The organism is Pseudomonas sp. AGC41 (assembly GCF_057334555.1).
The window spans coordinates 27077-29870 of sequence record NZ_JBHFJB010000065.1; the positions used below are offsets into that span (position 1 = coordinate 27077).

General features: G+C 62.6%; 2 protein-coding genes. Both read left to right on the forward strand.

Annotated features, from left to right (window positions below; all coding sequences use genetic code 11):
- Positions 1-44 precede the first annotated feature (44 nt).
- Positions 45-1502, forward strand: coding sequence for a gamma-aminobutyraldehyde dehydrogenase (locus ACE04F_RS12365; protein WP_486107030.1), 1458 nt, complete (start codon positions 45-47; stop codon positions 1500-1502).
- A gap of 92 nt (positions 1503-1594) precedes the next feature.
- Positions 1595-2746 carry a putative ABC transporter substrate-binding protein YdcS gene (gene ydcS, locus ACE04F_RS12370; RefSeq protein WP_486107032.1) on the forward strand — a complete coding sequence of 384 codons (1152 nt, stop codon included), beginning with the start codon at positions 1595-1597 and terminating at the stop codon, positions 2744-2746.
- The last annotated feature ends 48 nt before the right edge of the window (positions 2747-2794 follow it).

Sequence of the window (2794 nt, forward strand, 5' to 3'; positions counted from 1 at the left end):
GGCCCGCTCCCACAGGTTATCGGTAAAACTGAGATCTATAAAAAATGGCCGGCACGCAAATCCCGTTATGTACCGCGTTGTTGATCGACGGCGAAAGCGTACCCGGCGAGGGCGTTGTCGAGCCGATCCTCAACCCGGCCACCGGTGAAGTGCTCGCCCACATCGCCGAGGCCAGTACCGAACAGGTCGAAGCCGCTATCCTCGCGGCTCATCAAGCCTTTGACGGCTGGTCGCGCACCACGCCGCAACAACGCTCGAACCTGCTGTTGGACATCGCCGGCGCTGTCGAAAAAAACGCCGATTACCTGGCCCGTCTCGAATCCCTGAACTGTGGCAAGCCACTGCACCTGGCGCGTCAGGACGACCTGAACGCGACGGTGGATGTGTTGCGTTTTTTTGCCGGCGCCGTACGCTGCCAGACCGGCCAGCTCAGCGGCGAATACTTGCCCGGCTACACCAGCATGGTGCGTCGCGACCCGATTGGCGTGGTGGCGTCCATTGCGCCCTGGAACTACCCGATCATGATGGCGGCCTGGAAAATCGCCCCGGCCCTCGCCGCCGGCAATACCCTGGTGTTCAAGCCTTCGGAACACACGCCGCTGTCGATCCTGGCCCTTGCGCCGATCCTGGCCGAGATCCTGCCGCGCGGCGTCATCAACATCATCTGTGGTGGCGGCGAAGGTGTCGGCAGCCATCTGGTCAGCCATCCCAAGGTGCGCATGGTCTCGTTGACGGGCGATATCGTCACCGGCCAGAAAATCCTCCAGGCCGCGGCAAAAACCCTCAAGCGCACGCACCTGGAGCTGGGCGGCAAGGCCCCGGTAATCGTTTGTGACGATGCCGACCTGCAGGCAGTGGTCGAGGGTGTACGCAACTATGGTTATTACAACGCCGGCCAGGATTGCACCGCCGCGTGCCGGATCTACGCCCAGGCCGGGATCCACGATCGGCTGGTGGCTGAACTGGGCGCGGCGGTCAGCAGCCTGCGTTTTGCCGGCAAGCGCGACGCCGACAACGAAATCGGGCCGCTGATCAGTACCCGCCAGCGCGACCGCGTCGCCAGTTTCGTCGAGCGTGCCCTCGGCCAGCCGCATATCGAGCGCATCACCGGTGCGGCGGTGCATTCCGGCGCCGGTTTTTATTACCAGCCCACGCTGTTGGCGGGCTGCAAGCAAAGCGACGAGATCGTCCAACGCGAAGTATTCGGCCCCGTGGTCACCGTGACCCGTTTCGAAGAGCTCAGCCAGGCGGTGGACTGGGCCAACGAATCGGAATACGGCCTGGCCTCCTCGGTCTGGACCCAGAACCTCGACAAGGCGATGCAGATGGCGGCGCGGCTGCAATACGGCTGCACCTGGATCAACAGTCATTTCATGCTGGTCAGCGAAATGCCCCACGGCGGCCTGAAACGCTCGGGCTATGGGAAGGACCTGTCCAGCGATTCGCTTCAGGACTACAGCGTGGTGCGCCATATCATGGCCCGGCATGGCCAGCATCTGTAGGGAACAGCACTACTCTAATAACAGGCCAGCCATGGCGCTTCACCCCCGTTCGAAAAACTGCCCCGACCATAATTAAAGCAAGAGGGATTTCCATGTACGCGCACAAGACCGCATTGCTCAGTGCAATCACCACGGCGCTGCTGGCCAGCGCCAGCCTCCAGGCCGCCGAACCGCTCAAGGCCATTGGCGCTGGCGAGGGCCAATTGGATATCGTCGCCTGGCCGGGCTACATCGAACGCGGCGAAAGCGACAAGGCCTACGACTGGGTCAGCGGCTTCGAGAAAGAGACCGGCTGTAAGGTCAACGTCAAGACCGCCGCCACCTCCGACGAAATGGTCAGCCTGATGACCAAGGGCGGCTACGACCTCGTTACCGCGTCGGGCGATGCCTCGCTGCGGCTGATTGCCGGCAAACGCGTGCAGCCGATCAACACCGCGTTGATCGCCAACTGGAAAAACCTCGACCCGCGCCTCAAGGACGCGCCGTGGTACGTGGTCAACCAACAGACCTACGGGACGCCCTACCAGTGGGGGCCGAACGTACTGATGTACAACACCGAGGTGTTCAAGCAGGCGCCGACCAGTTGGAATGTACTGTTCGAGGCGCAGAACCTGCCCGACGGCAAGCCGAACAAGGGTCGGGTGCAAGCCTACGATGGGCCGATCTACATCGCGGACGCGGCGCTCTACCTCAAGACCGCCAAGCCCGAGCTGGGCATCAAGGATCCGTACCAGCTCGACGAAGCCCAGTACAAGGCCGTGCTGGAATTACTCCGCGCCCAGCAGCCGTTGATCCACCGCTACTGGCATGACACCACCGTGCAGATGAGCGATTTCAAGAACGAAGGCGTGGTCGCATCCGGCGCCTGGCCCTACCAGGTCAACGGCCTGATCAACGAGAAACAGCCGATCGCCTCGACCATTCCCAAGGAAGGCGCCACCGGCTGGGCCGACACGACGATGCTGCACGCCGAGGCCAAGCACCCCAACTGCGCCTATAAATGGATGGACTGGTCGCTGCAGCCGAAAGTCCAGGGCGACGTAGCCGCCTGGTTCGGCTCGTTGCCGGCCGTGCCCGAGGCGTGCAAGGCAAGCGAACTGCTCGGCGCCGAGGGTTGCAAGATCAACGGGTTCGACCAGTTCGACAAGATCGCCTTCTGGAAAACCCCACAGGCCGAAGGCGGCAAGTTCGTGCCGTACAGCCGCTGGACCCAGGATTACATTGCGATCATGGGTGGGCGCTAAGTCGCAGTCACCTGTTTGGACCGGGGGGACATGGTTAACCCTGTGGCG